General features: G+C 64.7%; 18 protein-coding genes and 1 pseudogene. 10 read left to right on the forward strand and 9 right to left on the reverse strand.

What is annotated here, in order from left to right; genetic code table 11:
• Nucleotides 1–10: 10 nt before the first annotated feature.
• Nucleotides 11–1,780, reverse strand: coding sequence for a diguanylate cyclase (locus AC3RCJ_RS26810; RefSeq protein WP_492964038.1), 1,770 nt, complete (start codon nucleotides 1,778–1,780; stop codon nucleotides 11–13).
• A 227-nt stretch (nucleotides 1,781–2,007) separates the two neighbouring features.
• Between AC3RCJ_RS26810 and AC3RCJ_RS26815 the strand changes: the two genes are divergently transcribed.
• The 4 genes from AC3RCJ_RS26815 to AC3RCJ_RS26830 all read left to right on the forward strand — a co-directional run bounded on the left by AC3RCJ_RS26815 (nucleotide 2,008) and on the right by AC3RCJ_RS26830 (nucleotide 6,945).
• Complete coding sequence (locus tag AC3RCJ_RS26815; RefSeq protein WP_492964039.1) at nucleotides 2,008–2,925, forward strand: metallophosphoesterase family protein; 918 nt, start codon at nucleotides 2,008–2,010, stop codon at nucleotides 2,923–2,925.
• Between the two features lie 36 nt (nucleotides 2,926–2,961).
• Entirely contained in the window at nucleotides 2,962–3,690 is a 729-nt protein-coding gene (locus AC3RCJ_RS26820; RefSeq protein WP_492964040.1) for a P-loop NTPase family protein, read from the forward strand.
• Nucleotides 3,691–4,053 carry a hypothetical protein gene (locus AC3RCJ_RS26825; RefSeq protein ID WP_492964041.1) on the forward strand — a complete coding sequence of 121 codons (363 nt, stop codon included), beginning with the start codon at nucleotides 3,691–3,693 and terminating at the stop codon, nucleotides 4,051–4,053.
• 78 nt (nucleotides 4,054–4,131) lie between these two features.
• Entirely contained in the window at nucleotides 4,132–6,945 is a 2,814-nt protein-coding gene (locus AC3RCJ_RS26830) for a M16 family metallopeptidase (protein WP_492964042.1), read from the forward strand.
• 76 nt (nucleotides 6,946–7,021) lie between these two features.
• Here AC3RCJ_RS26830 and AC3RCJ_RS26835 read toward each other — a convergent pair whose 3' ends face one another.
• Both AC3RCJ_RS26835 and AC3RCJ_RS26840 read right to left on the reverse strand, forming a co-directional pair.
• Nucleotides 7,022–7,423, reverse strand: coding sequence for a ribosomal maturation YjgA family protein (locus AC3RCJ_RS26835; protein WP_492964043.1), 402 nt, complete (start codon nucleotides 7,421–7,423; stop codon nucleotides 7,022–7,024).
• Nucleotides 7,424–7,523: 100 nt separating this feature from the next.
• The gene (locus AC3RCJ_RS26840) at nucleotides 7,524–8,429 is read right to left on the reverse strand and encodes a LysR family transcriptional regulator (protein ID WP_492964044.1); all 906 of its coding nucleotides are present in this window, start codon (nucleotides 8,427–8,429) and stop codon (nucleotides 7,524–7,526) included.
• A gap of 99 nt (nucleotides 8,430–8,528) precedes the next feature.
• On the opposite strand from AC3RCJ_RS26840, the gene AC3RCJ_RS26845 reads away from it, so the two are divergent.
• A complete protein-coding gene (locus AC3RCJ_RS26845; protein WP_492964045.1) occupies nucleotides 8,529–9,842 on the forward strand; it encodes an SGNH/GDSL hydrolase family protein in 1,314 nt (437 codons plus the stop codon).
• Here AC3RCJ_RS26845 and cysK read toward each other — a convergent pair.
• Together cysK and AC3RCJ_RS26855 are read right to left on the reverse strand one after the other, a co-directional pair.
• A complete protein-coding gene (gene cysK / locus AC3RCJ_RS26850) occupies nucleotides 9,803–10,735 on the reverse strand; it encodes a cysteine synthase A (protein WP_492964046.1) in 933 nt (310 codons plus the stop codon). The two genes, AC3RCJ_RS26845 and cysK, sit on opposite strands and share 40 nt — an antisense overlap.
• Before the next feature lie 96 nt (nucleotides 10,736–10,831).
• The gene (locus tag AC3RCJ_RS26855; RefSeq protein WP_492964047.1) at nucleotides 10,832–11,296 is read right to left on the reverse strand and encodes an FKBP-type peptidyl-prolyl cis-trans isomerase; all 465 of its coding nucleotides are present in this window, start codon (nucleotides 11,294–11,296) and stop codon (nucleotides 10,832–10,834) included.
• A gap of 67 nt (nucleotides 11,297–11,363) precedes the next feature.
• Here AC3RCJ_RS26855 and AC3RCJ_RS26860 point away from each other — a divergent pair.
• Both AC3RCJ_RS26860 and AC3RCJ_RS26865 read left to right on the forward strand, forming a co-directional pair.
• Nucleotides 11,364–11,585 (forward strand): annotated as a pseudogene (locus AC3RCJ_RS26860) (2'-5' RNA ligase family protein); the annotation flags it as partial.
• Between the two features lie 22 nt (nucleotides 11,586–11,607).
• The gene (locus AC3RCJ_RS26865) at nucleotides 11,608–11,916 is read left to right on the forward strand and encodes a 2'-5' RNA ligase family protein (protein ID WP_492964048.1); all 309 of its coding nucleotides are present in this window, start codon (nucleotides 11,608–11,610) and stop codon (nucleotides 11,914–11,916) included.
• Here the strand turns inward: AC3RCJ_RS26865 and tcdA are convergent.
• Nucleotides 11,913–12,776, reverse strand: a complete 864-nt coding sequence (gene tcdA / locus AC3RCJ_RS26870; protein ID WP_492964049.1) for a tRNA cyclic N6-threonylcarbamoyladenosine(37) synthase TcdA — start codon at nucleotides 12,774–12,776, stop codon at nucleotides 11,913–11,915. The two genes, AC3RCJ_RS26865 and tcdA, sit on opposite strands and share 4 nt — an antisense overlap.
• A 112-nt stretch (nucleotides 12,777–12,888) precedes the next feature.
• Here tcdA and pdxH point away from each other — a divergent pair, with 112 nt between their 5' ends.
• Both pdxH and AC3RCJ_RS26880 read left to right on the forward strand, forming a co-directional pair.
• A complete protein-coding gene (gene pdxH / locus AC3RCJ_RS26875; RefSeq protein WP_492964050.1) occupies nucleotides 12,889–14,097 on the forward strand; it encodes a pyridoxamine 5'-phosphate oxidase in 1,209 nt (402 codons plus the stop codon).
• 127 nt (nucleotides 14,098–14,224) lie between these two features.
• Nucleotides 14,225–15,460 (forward strand): class I SAM-dependent methyltransferase, encoded by a 1,236-nt coding sequence (locus tag AC3RCJ_RS26880; protein WP_492964051.1) that lies wholly within the window; start codon nucleotides 14,225–14,227, stop codon nucleotides 15,458–15,460.
• A 27-nt stretch (nucleotides 15,461–15,487) separates the two neighbouring features.
• Here AC3RCJ_RS26880 and msrA read toward each other — a convergent pair whose 3' ends face one another.
• A complete protein-coding gene (msrA, locus tag AC3RCJ_RS26885) occupies nucleotides 15,488–16,021 on the reverse strand; it encodes a peptide-methionine (S)-S-oxide reductase MsrA (RefSeq protein WP_492964052.1) in 534 nt (177 codons plus the stop codon).
• A 216-nt stretch (nucleotides 16,022–16,237) separates the two neighbouring features.
• Between msrA and AC3RCJ_RS26890 the strand changes: the two genes are divergently transcribed.
• On the forward strand, nucleotides 16,238–16,744 hold the full coding sequence (locus AC3RCJ_RS26890) for a flavin reductase family protein (protein WP_492964053.1): 507 nt from the start codon (nucleotides 16,238–16,240) through the stop codon (nucleotides 16,742–16,744).
• A gap of 40 nt (nucleotides 16,745–16,784) precedes the next feature.
• Here the strand turns inward: AC3RCJ_RS26890 and AC3RCJ_RS26895 are convergent, their stop codons facing one another.
• Nucleotides 16,785–17,471: an OmpW/AlkL family protein gene (locus tag AC3RCJ_RS26895; protein WP_492964054.1), complete on the reverse strand. Its 687-nt coding sequence runs from the start codon at nucleotides 17,469–17,471 to the stop codon at nucleotides 16,785–16,787.
• Between the two features lie 98 nt (nucleotides 17,472–17,569).
• Nucleotides 17,570–18,955 (reverse strand): SGNH/GDSL hydrolase family protein, encoded by a 1,386-nt coding sequence (locus AC3RCJ_RS26900; protein ID WP_492964055.1) that lies wholly within the window; start codon nucleotides 18,953–18,955, stop codon nucleotides 17,570–17,572.
• Nucleotides 18,956–19,119: the final 164 nt, after the last annotated feature.

A 19,119-nucleotide genomic window follows, 5' to 3' on the forward strand; every position in this document is an offset into this window, starting at 1 on the left:
GGCCAGGCGCCTAGTCGGCCTCGGCAATGCAGGCGCGGTCGCGGCCCGCCTGCTTGGCCGCATACAGGGCGCAGTCGGCGCGCATCAGCAATTCGTGCCGGCCCGCGCCGTGGCGCGGATACTCGGCGATGCCGGCCGAAAACGTACAACCTGACAGGCTGTGCGGTGCCTGGCGGATCAGCAACTGGCGGTAGCGTGCGGCGATATCGTCGATCTTGTGCGCGGCCACCATACTGTCGGCTTCGCGCAACAGCAGGCAGAATTCCTCGCCGCCATAACGGCACAGCATGTCGCTGCCGCGCAGCTGGCTCTCCACCAGGCGCGCAAACTGGATCAGCACTTCGTCGCCGAAGTTGTGCCCGTACGTATCGTTGACGCGCTTGAAGAAGTCCAGGTCGATGATGGCGATGGCCACGGGCGCCTCGGCGTCGGCCGCGTGCAGGATGGCGTTGAGGCAGGTTTCGAAGTGGCGGCGGTTGTACAGGCCCGTCAGGTGGTCGCGCAGGGCCTGTTCCTTCAGGCTGTCCTGCAGGGAATTGACGTGCAGGATCTGGTGCGCCAGCTCCCGGTTCAGGTGTTCGAGCTTGACGTTTTCCGACTCGCGCGCGGCCTGCAATTCCAGCGCCTTGTCGCGCTCGGCCTTCAGGCTGCGCATTTCCTTTTCCAGGTTGCGCATCAGGATGCGCGAAGCGCGCGCCGACTTGCTGCTGGCCTCGTAGGCCGCCTGGTACTGCTGCAGGAAAGCATAGGCCGCCTGCCATTCGCCCAGCTGGGCATTGATATCGGACAAGCCGCGCAGGATCTGCTGCTGGTGAAACGGATTGCGCGTCCAGCTCAGCAGGCTGTGCGCCTGCGTCAGCGACGCCAGCGCCTGCGCCGTCTGGCCCCCATGCAGATCGAGCTTGCCGCGCACCAGCCAGGCGTGCATCTGCTCTTCCAAGTCCTGTCCCCGGCGCGCATAATCTTCCGCGCGCAGCAGCAATTGCAGCGCGCTGTCGGGCCGCTGCAGCAGGATGGCCGCGTGGGCGGCGATGCAAAACAAAAAAGCGCGGATGGCCAGGTCCTCTTCCGGCCATTCGTAGAACGGTTCGACCAGGACCAGCGCCTCGGCCGGCTTGCCCGTGGCCAGCAGGCACATGGCCAGGTTGGCCGAGACGATGGTTTGCTGGTATTTGAGCTTTTGCGTGCCGATGATGTCGAGCGCCTCGACCAGCAGGGGGATGGCGTCTTCGTCATTGCCCAGGTCGTGCTGCGATGACGCCAGGTTCGACAGGCTGTTGACGCGGTGCGCGGGACTGCCGAAACGCTCGGCGATATCGAGCGCCAACAGGAAATTGCGCGGCCCATCCTGCGTATCGCCGCGGTTCAGGGCATCGACGCCGAGCCGCGCATACAGCATGAATTTATGCAGGGAATCGGGAATCTGCGCCGCCAGGCTGCGCGCCTGCAGGAAATGCTGTTCGGCCTGGGCAAATTCGCCGCGCCGGCTCGCATACGCGCCCAGCAGGGCGGCCACCGCCATGCCGCCCTCGAGGTCGCCGGCCCGCTGAAAATGCAGGCGCAGCGCATCGCAGGGGGGCTCCGGCTCGCCCCCGTAATAGGCCAGCCAGCAATGATTCAGCCGCGCATACGCGCTGCCGCGCGCATACTGGCGGCGCTGCGACGCCGCCAGCGCCATGCGCGCCAGCGTGCGCGCCTGGCGGCGGTTGCCGACCAGGCAAGACAGGCCCTGCTGATTGAGGCGGTCAATGTCGGCTTTGTCGAGACTGGATATCGGCACTGCATCCTCATACACGCTCTGGGGGGGAGATTGCTCACGCAAAAAAATTGCCCTACATCAATGGTATCCTGCGTAACATCATAACCAGATTCACCGGGCCGCATGGCAACTTTGCAAATGTTTGTGGTAAAAATGCCAGTCGCCGCGCGGCAGTGCCGTGGTTGCCTAATAAGTAAAAAAGAACTATTCTCAACAATCCCCAGACGCTGCCCTGCCACGCCTCATTCATGACCCTGTTTACGCGCTCGTCCCTTTGCCTGCCACCGTTATGCCTGCTGCTGGCCGGCTGTACCGGCGCGCCGGCGGCGCCCGAGCCGCCATTGCGCGGTCCCGCCTATACCGTGTATGCGGCCGGCGACATCGCCGACTGCCGCCAGCGGGGCTGGGCCTACACGGGAGCGGCGCAAACGGCTGCGCTGATCGCGGGCGAGCTGGCCGACAAGCCCGATGCGGCCGTGCTGAGCCTGGGCGACCACACGTATCCGTCCGGCCTGGCGGCGGAATTCCGCGATTGCTATGCTCCCACCTGGGGCCGCTTCAAGGAGCGCACCTTCCCCACCCCGGGCAACCATGAGTACGGTGGCTCGCAGGCCGCCGCCGGCTACTTCGCCTATTTCGGCCGTCCCGACTACTACAGCGTCGACCTCGGCGCCTGGCATGTGATTTCCCTCAACAGCCACCTGCCGGCCGCGCGCCTGGCAGAGCAGCTGGCCTGGCTGAAGGACGACCTGGCCCGTCATCGGCGGCGCTGCACGCTCGCCTACTGGCACGCGCCGCTGTACAGTTCCGGCGGGCATATCGCCCCGGCAACCATGCGGCCGGCCTGGCAGGCGCTGCATGAGGCGGGCGCGGAACTGGTGCTGTCGGGCCATGACCACGATTACGAACGCTTCGCCCCGCAAGACGCGCAAGGCAGGGTCGACGAACAGCGTGGCTTGCGCCAGTTCGTCGTCGGCACGGGCGGCGCCTTCCTGACGCCCTTCTTTTACCTGATGCCGCACAGCGAAATGCGCGACAACAGCAGCCATGGCGTGCTCAAGCTGCGCCTGCACGACGATGGCTACAGCTGGCAATACCTGGGCGTGCCGGACGACGGGCAAGTGCGGCGCCCGGCCCCCGACAGCGGCTGGTCCCGCTGTCACTGATCCCGATTTCTGACGCAACAACTTGGAGTAGTCGCAATGCACAACACGGTACATTTCATCCTGCAGGGCAAGGGCGGCATCGGCAAGACCCTTGTCTCGACCTTGCTGGCGCAATGGATAGGCGGCAAGGACGACGCGCCGCTGCGCTGCTATGACACGGACCAGGAAAACGCCACCTTTTCGCGCTACAAGGCGATGAACGTCAAGCACGTGCCCGTGATGACGGATGCGCGCAACATCGACCCGAAGCGCTTCGATGCGCTGATGATCGATATCCTGGAAAGCGACGGCAACTGCGTGGTCGACAATGGCGCCAACACCTTTTCGCCGCTGATGGGCTATCTGCTGGAAAACGATTGCTTTTCGCTGCTGGAAGAATCGGGCCGCAAGGTCTACATCCACACCATCGTCGGCGGCGGCGATACCCTGCACGACACGGCCACGGGTTTTGTCGCCACGGCCCAAGCGACGAAAGTGCCGCTGGTGCTGTGGCAAAACGAGCACTTCGGCCTGCTGCAGTCGGCGTCGGGCAAGCAGTTCGTCGAATCGCAATCGTATGCCGACAACCGCGCGCGCGTAAAAGGCAGCATCATCTTGAGCCAGCGCAATCCCGACACCTTCGGCGCGGACGTCAAGAAAATGAACACGGCGCGCCTGACGATGCAGGAAGTGCTGCAGAACGACAAGTTCAACATCATGGAAAAACAGCGCATCAAGGTCGTCTACCGCGACATCTTCGAACAGCTCGACAAGGTGCAGTGGTAGATGGACCGGCACACACTGCGCAGCCACGTGTTCGACAAGACGGGCATCAAGATCGACGTCGATGACCCGATATTCGCCCTGGTGGCGCTGAACGAGGCCGTGCTGGCGGACACCGTCGGGCGCCAGCTGGCCCTGCTGGACGCCGCCACCCTGGCGCTGGCGGCGCAGGCGCGCGCCACCGGCGGCTTGCCGCCCGAACCGGCCGCTGCCATACCCGGGCCGGTGCCGCAAGCGCCCGTGCCCGTGCCGTCGCCGGCCGGCTTCACGCCGCGCGAATGGCGTTTGCTGGGCGCGGCCGCCCTCGTCTCCCTCGCCAGCGCGCTGCTGGTGCTGGGCGGCGCGGCCCTGCTGTATAAACTGTAGCACCGACCGTAGCACCGTCGCGCTGCGCCGGCCACGAGCGGGCCGCAGCGCCTTCCCCACCCTAGCCTGGAAGCATGCATGAAACCGATCAAACTGCTGGCCATACCCGCCCTGATGCTGTCGCTGTACGGCGCCCCGCTCACGCTCGCCCACGCCGCCGGCGCCGCCGCCGCGACGGCCGCCACGGCCGTGCCCAATGTGGCCTACGAAAAATACACCTTGCCGAACGGCCTAGACGTGATTCTCGTGGAAGACCATAAATTGCCCGTCACGGCCGTCAATATCTGGTACCACGTGGGACCCGCGAATGAAGCGCCGGGCCTGACGGGCTTTGCCCATTTGTTCGAGCACATGATGTTCGCCGCCACCAAGCACGTGCCGCGCGGCATGGCCGACCAGCTGCTCGAAGGCGCGGGCGCCACCGATTCGAACGGCAGCACGGATTTCGACCGCACCAATTATTTCGACACGGTGCCGTCGAACCAGCTGGAGCTGGCCCTGTGGGCCCATTCCGACCGCATGGGCTACCTGCTGGACGTGCTCGACCAGACGGCGCTGACGAACCAGCAGGACGTGGTGCGCAACGAGCGCCGCCAGAGCGTGGAAAACGCCCCCTACGGCATCGTGCAGGAAGCGCTGTACCACCAGCTGTTTCCGAAGAACCACCCGTACTACGCCAGCGTCATCGGTTCGCACGCGGATATCCAGAACGCCAAACTGGCCGACATCAAGGAATTCTTCACCAAGTACTATGGTCCCAACAATGCCAGCCTGGTGATCGCGGGCGATATCGACAAGGCGAAGACCAAGGAACTGGTCAACAAGTATTTTGGCAGCTTCAAGAGCGGCCCCGCCGTGGCCAAGCCCGATGTGGTGACGCCGCCCATCACGCAGGAACGCCGCCTGGTGGTGCAGGACCGGGTCGAGCTGCCGCGCGTCTTCATGGCCTGGCTGACGCCGTCCGCCTATGCCAACGATGATGCGGAACTGTCGATGGCCGCGCAGATCCTGGCCGGCGGCAAGTCCAGCCGTTTATATAAATCGCTGGTGTACGACAAGCAGATTGCGCAGGACGTGGGCGCCAACCAGGGTTCGAACGCCCTCACCTCGGTGTTTACCATCGACGTGACGGCCCGCCCCGGCCACCAGCCCGAGGAAATCGAACAGGCCTTGAATGCGGAACTGGAACAGCTGCGCGCAAGCGGCCCCAGCGAGAAGGAGCTGGAACGCGCGCGCAACAGCATCGAAACAGCCATGCTGAGCCAGGTGGAAAAAGTGGGCGGCAACGCCAACCTGATGAACCAGTACAACCAATACCTGGGCGACCCCGGCTACCTGGGCAAGGATATCGAACGCTACCGCCAGGTGACGGCGGCCGGCGTGCAGCGCGCCGTCGACCGGTATTTGAAGACGCAGTCGCGCGTGGTCGTGTATGGCGTGCCGGGCACGCCGGACCTGGGACCGGAAGTGGCGACGCCGGCGCCGGGCAAGGTCAAGGCGGCGCCAGGCACGGCCATCAATGCGGACGAGCCATGGCGCAACGCGGTGCCGAAGGCCGGTCCCGCGCCGAAGATCGTGCTGCCGCAAGCGACATCTTTTACGTTGAGCAATGGCTTGACCGTGATCCACAATTACAATCCGGCCGTGCCGCTGATTTCCAGCCAGCTGGTCATCAAGAGCGGCTCGGGCGCCAATCCGCTGGCGCAGCCGGGCTTGTCGAGCTTTACGGCACAACTGCTGCAGGAAGGCACCAGTACGCGCAGCGCGCCGCAGATCGCCGATGACGTGGCGCAACTCGGCGCCTTTCTCGGCACCGGCTCCAGCGCGGACGCTTCGTTCGCCCAGCTGACGTCGCTGAAAACCACCTTCCCGCAAGCGCTCGACGTGCTGGCCGACGTGGTGCAGCACCCGCAATTTCCGCAAGAAGAGGTGGAACGCCAGCGCGCCAGCCGTATCGGCGAACTGGCGCAGCAGCGCGAAAACGCGGCGGCCGTGGCGGCCCGCGTGGAAGCGGCCGCCCTGTACGGCCCGCAGCATCCGTACGGCACCATCCAGCTGGGCACGGAAGCGGCCCTGAAAGCCACCAGCCGCGCCGACCTGCAGGCGTTCTGGCAGCAGCACTATGTGCCCAACAATGCGGCCCTGATCGTCTCGGGCGACATTGACGCGGCGCAATTGAAGGCGCTGGCCGAAGCCAAGTTCGGCAGCTGGAAAGCGGGCGCGGTGGCGCCCTCCGTGACGGCGGCGCCGGCCACGACGAAAGCCAGGCTGATCCTGGTCGACAAGCCGGGCGCGCCGCAGACGGCCGTGCGCCTGTCGACCATCGGCGTGGCCCGCACGACACCCGACTATGCACCGCTGCAAGTGATGAACGCGGCGCTGGGCGGCTTGTTTACCAGCCGGCTGAGCAACAACCTGCGCGAAGAGAAGGGCTACACCTATGGCGTGCGCTCGCAATTCCAGTACCGCAGCCAGCCGGGACCGTTTTCGATCGCGGCCGGCGTGCGCACCGATGTGACGGGCCCGGCCGTATCGGAAACCTTCAAGGAAATCCGCGCCATGATCGCCAAGCCATTGACGGCCAAGGAATTGTCGAATGCGCGCAATTCGCAGGTGCTGTCCCTGCCCGGCCAGTTCGAGACGAATGCCAGCATCAGCACCAGCATGGCCAACACGTATATCTATGGCCTGGGCCTCGACTATTACGCATCCCTGCCGCAGCGCTTTGCGGGCGTGACGGACAAGCAGGTGCAGCAGGTGGCAAAAAAATACCTGCAGCCGGAAAAGCTGATCGTCATCGGCGTGGGCGACCAGGCAAAGATCGCGCCGCAGTTGAGCAAGCTCAAACTGGCGCCCGTGGAACTGCGCGATGCGGAGGGTAACGTGAAGTGATACTTATGGGACTAGTCCTGTCAGGGGCATGCGTCCGAATGGGACGCATGCCGATTCCGCAGGAACTGCCCCATGGCTAGCGGCGCTTGAACAGCGCCGCTTTATCCACCAGCGCCGCGATCGCCACGCCCGCCGTGTAGGCGATCAAATCGCCCCAGCCGAAGGTGGAACCGAGCGCCAGGTGCCCCAGCGGATGCGCGCGCAGCGCGACGAGCCAGGGCGCCTGGATCAGCTGGCCGAATTCGACGGCAAAGCAGACCAGCAGCGCCGTCAGCGCCAGCTGCCAGGTGCGCATGCGCGTGGCGAAGATACCCAGCGCAAAGACGATCATCATGGCCCACAGGGCGTCGCCCGGATACTTGCCCAGCGCGGCGGGGAGGAATTGGGGATAGGCGCGCGAGGCCAGGCCCAGCGCGATGACAGCCACGGTCGCGCCCACCTGCGTCAGGCGGCGGCGTTCAGGTTTTACCAGGAACATATTTCCATTCAAAGGCACAATACGGGCCGAACCATTGCGGCCCGTCCGATATTGTACTGCGCGGCCGTGTCCGCCTGTAGCCTGATGCGCCTGGACACGCTCAGTTCAAGTCCACATGCTGCGCCAGGAAGTCGAGAAAGATGCGCACGCGCAGCGGCACATGCCCGCCCTGCCCCACGAAGACGGCATGCACTTCCTCGCTGTCACCGGGATTGAATTCTTCCAGCACGGCCTGCAAGCGGCCGGCCGCGATATCGGCCCGCACCTGGAAGGCGGCCAGGCGCGCCAGCCCCAGTCCCGCCAGCGCCAGCTGCCGCAAGGCTTCGCCATCGCTGGCCTGCGCATTGCCAATAACAGCCACGACGAGGTCGCCCTCGGGCAGGCGCAGCGGCCAGCCCGAGCGGGCGCGCGCGTAATTGGCGTCGAGCAAGTTGTGCGACGCCAAGTCGGCAGGCCACAGCGGCGTGCCGCGCCGCGCCAGGTAACGCGGTGCCGCCACGATCGCCATGCGCGTCTGGCCCAGCTTACGCGCCAGCAAGTTGGAACTTTTCAGGGGACCGGCGCGCACGGCCACGTCCGTGCGCTGCTCGAGGATATCGACGACGGCATCGGTGAGCACGATGTCGAGCGTCACCTCGGGATAGCGCTCGAGGAACAGGGGCGCCAGCGGCAGCAGGAAATGCTGGCCGAAGGGCACGTTGGCATTCACCCGTATCTTGCCGCGCGGTATATCCTGCACGCCCGCGCAGCGCTCGGCCTCGTCCAGCGCCGCCAGCACCTGCGTGCCCCGTTCATACAGGCCGCAGCCTTCGGCCGTCAGCTGCAGCTGGCGCGTGGAGCGGTTCAGCAGGCGCGCGCCCAGGCGCTCTTCCAGCCGCGCAACGAGCTTGCTGACGGCCGACGGCGTCATGCCGCAGGCGCGCGCGGCGGCGGAAAAGCCGCCCAGTTCGACGACGCGCACGAATACTTCCAGCTCGCCGGAACGGTTCACATCGAGTCTGGCCATTGTGAATTCAACTCATAAATGTTCTTCGATGAGATAGTCTAGTGCATAAATGGCTTTGCTTGCATCATGCGTCCATTCCCCTTGATGAAGCGAGCCGCCATGCCACGATATTCCCTCCTCCCCGCCGCCCTGCTGAGCCTGGCATTCGGCACCAGTCCACTCCAGGCCGCCAACGACGAACTTGCACCAGCCCCCGCCTCGAGCTGGCTGGCCAGCTGGACGGCCAGCCCGCAAGCCGTGTGGGGCAGCGACTTTGTGCTTCCCAGCAACGTGCCGGCCGTGCTGCACGGACAGACCGTGCGCCAGGTGGCGCGCCTCAGCGTGGGCGGCCCGCGCGTGCGCATCGTGCTGTCGAATGCGTACGGCAAGGCGCCGCTGCGCATCGGCGCGGCCAGCGTGGCCCTGGCGGCCTCCGCTTCGGCCATCGACGCCGGCAGCCTGCGCACGCTGACGTTTGCCGGCCAGCCCTCGGCCACCATGACCCCGGGCGCGCCGCTCGTCAGCGACCCCGTCGACCTGTCCGTGCCGGACCTGGCCCGCCTGACGGTGAGCGTGCACCTGCCGCAAGCCAGTCCCGTCGCCACGTTTCACTGGGATGGCCGCGAGACGGCATGGATCGCGCCGCAGGACCAGACGCGCGCCGCGCGCATTGACGAAGCGCAAACGGGCGTGCAGACCACCACGGCGCGCCTTTTACTGAGTGCCATCGAGGTCGAGGCGGCGCCGGGGGCGCAAGCCGTGGCCATCCTTGGCGATTCCATCACCGATGGCGCCAGCGCCAGCCTGGGGATGGACGCGCGCTGGCCCGATTTCCTGGCACGGCGCCTGGCGCCGCAGGGCGTGGCCGTGCTCAATGCGGGCATTTCCGGCGCGAGGTTGTTGTCCGACGGCATGGGAGACAATGCCCTGGCCCGTTTCGCGCGCGACGTGCTGGCGCAGCCCGGCGTGCGCACGGTGGTCGTCTTGTTGGGGATCAATGACATCAGCTGGCCCGGCACGGCGTTTGCGCCACGGGCACAAAGACCCACCCTGGAGGATTTAACGGCAGGCTATGCCCAGCTGGTGGCGCAGGCGCGCAGCCGCGGCGTGCGCGTGGTCGGCGCCACCCTGACGCCGTTCGCGGGCGCCCTGCCCGGCACGCCCCTGAGCGACTATTATCAGCTGGATAAAGATGCGCTGCGCCAGCAACTCAATGCGTGGATACGCGCCAGCGGCCTGTTTGACGCCGTGCTCGACTTCGACGCATTGGCGCGCGACCCGGCATCTCCGCTGCGCCTGCTGCCCGCCTACGACTCGGGCGACCATTTGCACCCGGGCGACGCGGGCAACCGGGCGCTGGCGGAAAGCATAGACCTGCCGCTGCTGTTGAACGGTCAGTCGCCCAGGCCCGCGTACAGGGCCGTGCTCAGGTAGCGTTCGCCGAACGACGGGATGATGGTGACGATGGTCTTGCCCGCGTTTTCCGGACGGTGCGCCACTTGCAGGGCGGCCCACAGGGCGGCGCCCGACGAGATGCCGACCAGCAAGCCTTCGTCGCTGGCGGCCAGGCGCGCCGTGGCGAAGGCGTCGTCGTTCTTGACGCAAATGATTTCGTCGTAGATGGCCGTGTTGAGGATCTGCGGCACGAAACCGGCGCCGATGCCCTGGATCGGGTGCGGACCCTTGGTGCCTTTCGACAGCATCGGCGACGCTTCCGGTTCCACGGCGATCATTTGCAGGCCGGGCTTGCGTTCCTTCAGCACTTCGCCGATGCCGGTAATCGTGCCGCCCGTGCCCACGCCGGCGACGACGATGTCGACTTGCCCATCCGTGTCGCGCCAGATTTCCTCGGCCGTCGTGGCGCGGTGGATGGCGGGATTGGCGGGATTATTGAATTGCTGCAGCATCAAATAGCGCGGGTCGGCCGCCACCAGTTCCTCGGCCTTGCGGATGGCGCCCAGCATGCCTTCGCTGCCCGGCGTGAGCACCAGCTCGGCGCCATAGGCGCGCAGCAGGATGCGCCGTTCGCGGCTCATGGTGTCGGGCATGACGAGGGTGCAGCGATAGCCGCGCGCGGCGCAGACCATGGCCAGCGCGATGCCCGTGTTGCCGCTGGTGGGCTCGACGATGACGGTATCGGGATGGATCTTGCCCGCAGCTTCGGCGGCGACGATCATGGACAGGCCGATGCGGTCCTTGACGCTGTGCGCGGGATTATAGAATTCGAGTTTGGCCAGGATGGTGGCCACACTGCCGGCGGCGATGCGGTTGATGCGCACCAGGGGGGTGTTGCCGATCAGTTCAGTGACGTCGTTGGCGATGTTCATGGAAGGACTCTCCGCTATTTCAAGAAACCCCAGTCTACCGCGTTTCAGCACGCCGATGGCGACGGCGCGAGCACGCGCCACCGCCCAGCTGAACAATTACTTAACGTCCAGCAATTCCACGTCGAAAATCAGTGCCGAGTTCGGCGGAATGTCGCCATTGCCCGCGCCGCGCGGGCCGTAGGCCAGTTCGCCCGGAATGATCAGGGTGCGCTTGCCGCCCACTTTCATGCCGGCCACGCCCTGGTCCCAGCCCTTGATGACCATGCCCTTGCCCAACTGGAAGTCGAACGGGCCGCGGCCCACGGAGCTGTCGAACTTCTTGCCGCGCGAATCTTTCGCCAGCGGACGGTACAGCCAGCCCGTGTAGTGCACGGTGACGGCATTGCCGGCGGACGCTTCCTTGCCCGTGCCGACCTTGTTGTCGATGAGAATCAATTTATCGGCGACAGGGCCAGGGCTCAGCGAGACGGCGGAGGCGGGAACAGGGGCCGGCGCCTGTGCCTGCGCCAGCGACGCGGCGACGGAGCAGATCAGGGCAAACAAAACGGAGCTACGCGTCATGATGTATTCTTTCAGTGAGTGTCGGTGAGGTCCCTGCAAGTGCCAGTAGGCACGGCAGGGAGGACCCATGATAGCAAACCGCCGCAACGATAGGAAAAACTTGTCACCCGATCCACACTTTCCCCGCCTGTTTTACGCGCTGTGGCCCGATGCGGCCACGCGCGCGGCCCTGGCCGCCTGGCAGGCGCGCCTGCAAGGCAAACCCGTGCGCGTGGACAAGCTGCACCTGACCCTGGCCTTCCTGGGCCAGCGCCCGGCCAGCGAGCTGCCCGCCCTGCTGGCCTATCCTGGAACAATTGCCGGCGCGCCCCATGCCCTTGCTGTTCGACCACGCCAGCCATTTTCCGCAGCTGGCGCTGGCCTGGGCCGCCCTGGCGCAGCCGTCACCCGCCCTGCTGGACTTGCGCGCGGCCTGCATGCAGGCGCTGGCGCAACAGGGGCTGGCGCCCCGCTTCGAGCACGACCGCTTTACGCCGCACGTGACCCTGGCGCGCCAGGCGCCGCCGCCAGCCAGCGAGGACTTCGCGCCCATCGCCTGGCAGGCGGACGAACTGGTGCTGGTGGAATCGCTGAAAAGCAGCGGCGACTACCGCATCGTGGCGCGCCGCAAACTGGCTTAGGCGGCGTCCGCCACCGGCACCGCAGCTGGCTCGGCGGCCGGTTTGTCCTGGCGCAAGCTTTTCAGCGCATGGGCGGCCGCCACCATACCGAAGCTGGCCGTCACCACCACGCTGGAGCCGAAACCGGCACAGTTGAGGCCCGTGACGCCGGCCGGCGTGCTGCCATCGATGGCGCACGCTTCCGCGCTCTCGGGCGTGCTCAGCGGCTCCATGGAAAACACGGCATCGACATTGAACTTGTTTTTGATGCCACGCGGAAATCCATATTCGGTGCGCAACAGTTTGCGCACGCGCTTGAGCAGCGGTTCCTGCTCCGTTTTCGACAGGTCGCGCACGGCGATCAGGGTCGGGTCCGTCTGCCCGCCCGCGCTGCCGATGGTCAGCATCGGTACGTTGCGCGCGCGGCAATACGCGATCACGGCCGCTTTCGCCTTGGCATTGTCGATGGCGTCGATCAGGTAATCGAAGTCGCGCCCGCCCAGCAACTGTTCGAGGTTATCGGGGGTAATAAAATCCTCGATCTGCGTGACCTGGCAGAACGGGTTGATCAGTGCGATGCGTTCGGCCAGGGCCGTGATCTTGGCCTTGCCGATGGTGTCGCTCATGGCCTGGATCTGGCGGTTGATATTCGATTCGGCAACATTGTCGAGGTCGATCAGGGTCAGGCGGCCGACGGCGCTGCGCGCCAGCGCTTCGACGATCCAGGAGCCGACGCCGCCCACGCCGATCACGCACACGTGGGCGGCGCGGAAACGTTGCAACGCCGGGGCGCCGTACAGGCGGGCAATGCCGCCGAAACGCCGCTCAAAATCGATCTCGGTCAAGTCCGTGGAAATTAGTTCATGGGTGGAGGTATGCATGCCGCCATTTTAACGGACACTGCGCTGACGGATATTCTAAAATAGCCGAATTGACACAGCGACAAGCTCCGTTTGTCGCCGCGCCCCCACACCGCCACCACGAGAACACGCCATGACCATTCCCCTGTTCGACTCCGTTCCCGGCTTTGACCAGCCGATCGCCGTGCTCAAGCATTGCCACGACAAGATCCGCAAGCAGCTGGCCACCCTGCACAACCTGCTGGGCCACCTGGGACAGCATGGCAACACGCCGGAAGCGCAGCAGGCGGCCAAGGCCGTGTTGCAATATTTCAATAAAGCCGCCCATCTGCACCATGATGATGAAGAGCAAGACCTGATGCCCATGCTGCAGGCGACGGCCACGGGCGAGGACGCGGCCCTGCTGGCGACCCTGGTGCCCGAGATCCTGGCCGACCACCAGCGCATGGACCAGGCCTGGCTGACCCTGCGCCCGGAACTCGATGCCATTGCGGCCGGCACGCACTCGCAGCTGTCGCACGATGGCGTGCGCGACTATGTGGCCGCCTACCAGGCCCACATGGCCAAGGAAGAGGGCCAGCTGGCGCCGATGGCCAAGCGCCTGTTCAGCGCGCAACAGATGGAACAGCTGGGCACGGCCATGCAGCGCCGCCGCGGCATCGCGCCCGATGCCGCGCAAGCCCCCGTGCAGGCAGACCCGGCCGCCGTGCTGGCCGCCATGCGCACCGATTACGCGCAGTCCAGCCTGAGCGAAACGGATGTGCTGGCCGACCCCATCGCGCAGTTCCAGAAATGGTTTGCCGAAGCCGTCAACGCGCAAGTGGTCGAGCCGAACGCCATGGACCTGGCCACCGTCAGTGCGGACGGCAAGCCTAGCTCGCGCATCGTGCTGATCAAGCAATTCGACGAACGGGGCTTCACCTGGTACACGAATTACCACAGCGACAAGGGCCGTCAGCTCGAGCACAACCCGCACGCGGCCCTGCTGTTCTTCTGGCGCGAGCTGGAGCGGCAAGTGCGCATCGAGGGCACGGTGGTGAAAACCACGGCGGCCGAGAGCGACGAGTATTTCAATGTGCGCCCCCTGCAAAGCCGCTTGTCGGCAATTGCCTCGCAGCAAAGCGCGCCCATCGCCGACCGCGCCGCGCTGGAGAGCCATTACGAAGCCGTGGCCGCCGCCGTCGGCGACGCGCAGCCGCCGCGCCCGGCCCACTGGGGCGGCTACCGTTTGCAGCCGGAACGCATCGAATTCTGGCAGGGACGCCGTTCGCGCTTCCACGACCGCATCGTGTTTACACGCGGTGCTGACGGGCAATGGAGCATGCAACGCTTGCAACCATAAGCAGGACAGTCAAGGCGGCGCAAAGCAAGCTGTGCAATATAGGTGTAGGCTATGGGGTTAGAAGTTACTAAATGACATTGTTTCTCAATTTGCGGTCGCCACGGCGGCCGCTGTATTGGAGGCCATTTTGTTTGTACAAAACCAACTCAAGTCCTGGATCGCCGGCATGCGCAGCAAGGCCGCCTTGCCGCTGCGCATAGAATTGTGGAACGGCCAGCATGTCGACCTGTCCAGCGAAACGCCGCGTGTCACCATCCGCCTGCCGACGGTCGCTTCGGCCCGCTATCTGCTGAACCCCTCGCTGGCCAACCTGGGCTCGGCTTATGTGGAAGGCAATATCGAAGTCCAGGGCACGGCGATGGACATGATTTCCATCTGCAATGCCCTGGCCCGTAACACCTTGAAGCCGGAAGGCAAGCTGGCGCGCATCGTCCGCAGTTTTACGCACGACAAGAGCAAGGATGCCGAGGCCATCCGCTACCATTACGACGTGTCGAATGCCTTTTACGAGCAATTCCTCGACCCCGCCCTCGTGTATTCCTGCGCCTATTTCGAACGCGGCGATGAAACCCTGGCGCAGGCGCAGCTCAAGAAGATCGACCATATCCTGAAGAAAATCCAGCTGCAGCCGGGCCAGACCCTGCTCGACATCGGCTGCGGCTGGGGCGCGCTCGTCATCCGTGCCGCACAGCAATATGGCGTCCGCTGCGTGGGCGTGACCCTGTCGGAAAACCAGTATGCGCTGGCGCGCGAGCGCGTGGCGGCGGCCGGCCTGGCGCACCTGATCGACATCCGCCTGCAAGACTACCGCGACGTGACGGGCCAGTTCGACCGCATCACCAGCGTGGGCATGTTCGAGCACGTGGGCTTGAAGCACTTGCCCGAGTACTTTTCCATCATCCACAAGCTGCTGGCGCCCGAGGGCATGGCGATGAACCACGGCATCACGTCCACCGACCCGGAGAATGGCGAAACACCGTATGGCGGCGGGGAATTCATCGAAAAATACGTGTTTCCGCACGGCGAGCTGGCGCACATCGGCAATGTGCTGAAAACCATGCAGCAAGGGGGACTGGAAGTGCTGGACGTGGAAAACCTGCGCCGCCACTATGCGCGCACGTGCGCCCTGTGGACGGAAAATTTCGAAGCCAACGCCGAGCTGATACGGCCGCTGGCGGGCGAGCGGCGCTTCCGCATCTGGCACGTCTACCTGGCCGGCTGCGCCTATGCCTTCGAGCAAGACCTGATCAGCCTGTACCAGATCGTCTGCGTCAAGGCCGGACGGCGTTCTTCCGTCCTGCCGTGGTCGCGCCACTACATGTACGCGCAGGACGCCAGGCCCGCGCCCGTGCTCACGGCCTGACAGGCGCGCGCAGCGCCGGGGATTGCCTCACTTCAGGCGCGCCGCATACATGGCGCGGAACTTCTCCACCTTGGGCGCCACCACGAAGGCGCAATAGCCCTGCAGCGGATGCTGTTCGAAGTAATGCTGGTGGTAATCCTCGGCCGCATAATACGGCTGGGCCGGCGCCAGTTCCGTGACGATGGGCGCATCCCACACGCCGGCCATCTCGGCCAGCACCTTGCGCGCCACTGTTTCCTGTTCGGCCGACTGGTAATAGATGACGGAACGATATTGCGTGCCGACATCGTTGCCTTGCCGGTTCAGGGTGGTGGGATCGTGCAGCGTAAAGAACATTTCCAGCAAGTCGTGATAGCTGATGACGGCCGGATCGAATTCCAGGCGCACCACTTCCGCGTGGCCCGTGTCGCCCGTGCAGATCTGCTCATACGTGGGCGACGGCACGCCGCCGCCCGAATAACCGGACTCGACACGCGTCACGCCCCGCACTTCCCGGTACACGGCTTCCAGGCACCAAAAACAGCCGCCGCCGAGCACTGCGACTTCCGTCTGTCCATTCATGATGTACTCCCGCAAAATATCGACCGCATGGCGCAAGCGTTCCCGCCCTGGCGAAGCGGAAAATCTTGCCTCTTCCACCACTGTAACGCAAAGCGGCATGGCCTGCAGTGCCGCTGGCCAGGCGGAGCGCCGCTGCACCACATTGGGGCCTGCGGGCCACGATTGCGCTGGCCTGGCCGATTTTTGGCATAATGGCAGCAAATAGACAGGTCTCCCATGAACACACGCTCTCCCCGCGCGCCAGCGCAAGAATTCGATACGACGCATTTCCGTCAAGCACTGTCACAGTTTGCCACCGGCGTGACCGTGATTACCACGCGCCTGGCCGACGGCAGTTTCCGCGGCCTCACGGCCAGTTCCTTCAATTCCGTCTCGCTGTCGCCGCCGCTGGTGCTGTGGAGCCTGGGCTCCGTGGCCAACAGCATGCCCATCTTCAGCGGCAATTCCCACTACGTCATCAATGTGCTGGGCGCCGACCAGGCGGAACTGGCGACGCGCTTTTCGCGCCGCACGCCCAATCCCTTCGAGGGCGTCGAGTATGAACTGTCGCGCACGGGCCAGCCCATCCTGAAAGGCGCGTCCGCCTGGTTCGAATGCCATAACCGCAGCCGCTATCCGGAAGGCGACCATGTGATCTTCGTGGGCGAAGTCGAGCAATGCGCGTTTGCCGCGCAGCCGCCGCTGATCTTCCATAACGGCAAGTTCAATACCCCGCCTGCCTGAGCGGGACGAAAAAAAAATCCGCCGAGGCGGATTTTTTGTTTTACAGGGTAAATTTATACCCGATGCTGACACTCACGGCGAGCGGGTCGAGCTTGATGTCCTGCGTCTGCCCCGTCGAGAATTTCGCCCTGGTCTTCAGGAAGGTCTTGACCACGGCCACGTCGGCAAACCAGCGCTCGTTGATGGACAAGGTGCTGCCGACCACCAGGCTGCCTGCCAGCTTGTTGTCCATGCGGTAGGTGACCGGCTTGCCACCCGGATCGAGCAAGGCCGTCATCTGGCCTGAACCAGTTTCCTTCTGAAAATAAGCATACGTCAAGCCCGCGCCCACGTAGGGGCGGATCATGGCATTGGGCTGGAAGAAACGGTACTGGATGAAGGCCGTCGGCGGCAAGGCTTCCGCCGTACCCAGCTTGCCCGTGCCCTTGATGGAGCCATCGCCGATCAAATCATGCTTGTACGGCACGCCCAGGATCATTTCAGCGGAAATATTGTCCGTGATCATGTAGGCAAAGGTCAGGATGGGCTTGGTATCCGCCTTGACGTCGGCCTTGGTGTTGGGCAAGGCTGGCGCGGAAAGGTCGCCGCTGTCCACGTGCGGCGTGATCTTGTTGATGCCGACCTTGGCCATCCAGGTGCCTGCGCTTTGCGCCGAAGCGCCCGTCGCCACAGTCATCGCGGCAGCTGCGGCCAGTAGGCGCACGGCGGTATTCAAATGTTTTTTCATCTCGTCTCCTGATTCAGTATGTGCGGATCGTTCCGCTATCGAGTCTTGTCGCTGCCTGCGCCAGCTACGCCCACGTGGCGCCGCCGGCGCGCCATCGCTTACAGCCAGCCCCGCACGACCATGTCCTTGGCCACATAGCGGGCCAGCAACAGGTTGTTGAACGGCGTAGGATGCACATCATCGGCATACGAGTAATGGCTGACGTCGCCGGCCTTCAGGTTCGTGCCATTGCACACCAGCGAGCTACCCAGGATGTTTTTCTCTGACGTCAGGTCGCACGCCGGCTCGCTGACATTGCTCAAACCATATGGGCCGGGATTGGCGCCCTGGTCATGGCTGACGGCGAATACGTCGACCAGCAAGACTTTCGCGTTGCCGTTCAGGCCGCCGCTCAGTTCCCCATTGAAGGTGCTGACCATGGCATTGATGAGCGCCTTGGTATTGGCATCCTTGCCCAGGCCCGACGGCGTGCCGGCCACGTCCGGCAGATTGTTGACGATGACATAGTTGGCGCCCTTGGCGATGATCTGGTCCTTGACCAGTGTCACCAGTTCGCTACCCGCTTGTTTCATGGCGGCAATCAGCAACGGTCCCTGGGCCGCAGCGTAATCGGCACCGGCCTTGGCGCCGGCAGCGTTGCCCGTCACCGTCGCATCGGCTTGCGCCTTGGCGGCCAACGCAGGGGCCAGGGTTGGGGCATTCACATTGCCGGCAATCATGGCCGCTTGCACGGCGGCCCCGACGATGGTCGTCGAGGTGGCGCCAGGCGCCGCGCTGGCCGTCTTGATGGCGGCGCCGATGGAAGCCGCTGCCGTGGCGGGATTGGTCGCGCCGGCCGCCAGGGCCAGCGCCAGGTTCGTGGCAAAGGCTTGTGCGCCCGCTTCCGCACCCGCCTTCTTGCCGGCTTCCGTCGCGCCGGCCTGCAAGACGCCCAGCTGGTACAGCACGTCGTTACCGCCCGCCATCACGAAGACGGCTTCCGTGCCGCTGAACTTGCCACCGGTGGCGGCCAGGTGATTCTGAATTTGTACCGCCACAGGCACGGTCAGCGCGCCCAGCACGCTGCCTGTCGCCTTGTTGTTCGGTCCCACAGGATTGGTCACGCGCGAGCCGCCCATGGCATAGCCGTAGCAGCCGGCATGCTTGACGCGCGGCACGAAAAAGCCCAGCGATAACTGGCCTTCCAGGCCCGTCTCGGCGGCGCACGGGGCCGGCAAGCCGAATTGCGCGGCCAGGTGTTCGGTCCAGTTCTTGCCCGTCAGTTCAGGATTGATCTTGGTATTGTCGCCATTGATGGTGAACTTGCCGCCACCTTTCGCCAGCACCGTGCCGACCGCATACGAGCCGACATCGGACAGGCTGTCGCCGAACGACACCTGCGCCGAGTACTTGACTTTCAGGGTTTGATCGCCGCCGCTGGAGCCGCCGCAACCGGCCAGGACAGCCGCAGTCAGCACGGCAAGCGCGAATTTGGTTTGATGCATTTTGTCTCCTCGGGTCTTTTTTTGGTTTCTAAACGAACGGGCGTGCTATTCGCTACCTAACTAATATGCCATCGTTGCTGGGGCTTGTATAGAAATTACGGATAAAAAATCGGCCGTATTACAACAGCGTGGAAGCAGCCATATTCGCCTCGACGATAGCCGAT

This window comes from Janthinobacterium sp. GW822-FHT07H11 (assembly GCF_058798615.1).

Bases quoted from the DNA above. Each gene is read 5' to 3' on its own strand.
- AC3RCJ_RS26835 (WP_492964043.1), bottom strand. From the start codon at position 7,423: ATGTTCCTGGTAAAACCTGAACGCCGCCGCCTGACGCAGGTGGGCGCG.
- AC3RCJ_RS26815 (WP_492964039.1), top strand. From the start codon at position 2,008: ATGACCCTGTTTACGCGCTCGTCCCTTTGCCTGCCACCGTTATGCCTG.
- AC3RCJ_RS26855 (WP_492964047.1), bottom strand. From the start codon at position 11,296: ATGACGCGTAGCTCCGTTTTGTTTGCCCTGATCTGCTCCGTCGCCGCG.
- AC3RCJ_RS26890 (WP_492964053.1), top strand. From the start codon at position 16,238: ATGAACACACGCTCTCCCCGCGCGCCAGCGCAAGAATTCGATACGACG.
- AC3RCJ_RS26900 (WP_492964055.1), bottom strand. From the start codon at position 18,955: ATGCATCAAACCAAATTCGCGCTTGCCGTGCTGACTGCGGCTGTCCTG.
- AC3RCJ_RS26825 (WP_492964041.1), top strand. From the start codon at position 3,691: ATGGACCGGCACACACTGCGCAGCCACGTGTTCGACAAGACGGGCATC.
- pdxH (WP_492964050.1), top strand. From the start codon at position 12,889: ATGACCATTCCCCTGTTCGACTCCGTTCCCGGCTTTGACCAGCCGATC.
- AC3RCJ_RS26895 (WP_492964054.1), bottom strand. From the start codon at position 17,471: ATGAAAAAACATTTGAATACCGCCGTGCGCCTACTGGCCGCAGCTGCC.
- msrA (WP_492964052.1), bottom strand. From the start codon at position 16,021: ATGAATGGACAGACGGAAGTCGCAGTGCTCGGCGGCGGCTGTTTTTGG.
- AC3RCJ_RS26845 (WP_492964045.1), top strand. From the start codon at position 8,529: ATGCCACGATATTCCCTCCTCCCCGCCGCCCTGCTGAGCCTGGCATTC.
- AC3RCJ_RS26840 (WP_492964044.1), bottom strand. From the start codon at position 8,429: ATGGCCAGACTCGATGTGAACCGTTCCGGCGAGCTGGAAGTATTCGTG.
- AC3RCJ_RS26830 (WP_492964042.1), top strand. From the start codon at position 4,132: ATGAAACCGATCAAACTGCTGGCCATACCCGCCCTGATGCTGTCGCTG.
- AC3RCJ_RS26865 (WP_492964048.1), top strand. From the start codon at position 11,608: ATGCCCTTGCTGTTCGACCACGCCAGCCATTTTCCGCAGCTGGCGCTG.
- AC3RCJ_RS26820 (WP_492964040.1), top strand. From the start codon at position 2,962: ATGCACAACACGGTACATTTCATCCTGCAGGGCAAGGGCGGCATCGGC.
- tcdA (WP_492964049.1), bottom strand. From the start codon at position 12,776: ATGCATACCTCCACCCATGAACTAATTTCCACGGACTTGACCGAGATC.
- cysK (WP_492964046.1), bottom strand. From the start codon at position 10,735: ATGAACATCGCCAACGACGTCACTGAACTGATCGGCAACACCCCCCTG.